Origin of the sequence: Bacillus sp. EKM202B, assembly GCF_011066025.1 — a bacterium.
GTDB lineage: Bacteria > Bacillota > Bacilli > Bacillales > Bacillaceae_G > Bacillus_A > Bacillus_A toyonensis.
Window position 1 is genome coordinate 1 of sequence record NZ_JAAMNK010000108.1, and the last position, 386, is coordinate 386.

The following is a 386-nucleotide window of genomic DNA, read 5'->3' on the forward strand; positions in this document are numbered from 1 at the left end:
CTCTTTTTCGTATTCAGTCAAAATGGACACATAGTATTTACCAGTAGGTGTCATAGAAATCGTACATGACTTGATTATATGGTCTTGTGGTATTTCTCTATGCTGTTTGATACGTACCATTTTCAGTTTTGGCAATTTGATATGACCGTTAAGCAACATAATATTTCCGTTCACTACATTCGTTGTATAAGACTTTCTGTCTTTTTTGCTTTTGAATGTTGGGAAGTCATTTTGACCACTAAAGAAATTTTTATAGGCAGTTTGCAAGTTTAGTTGAGCATTTGCCAAAGCTAATGAATCAACTTCTTTTAACCACTCAAATTCTGCTTTGTATTTCGCAGGAGTGGGAAGCTTTTGTTTCTTTAGTTGATCCTTATCATCTTTAT

The 386-nt window shown here is 33.7% G+C and carries 1 pseudogene; it reads right to left on the reverse strand.

Going from position 1 to position 386, the window contains the following annotated elements:
• A pseudogene (locus tag G9F74_RS29540) lies at positions 1–386 on the reverse strand (RNA-guided endonuclease TnpB family protein); the annotation flags it as partial.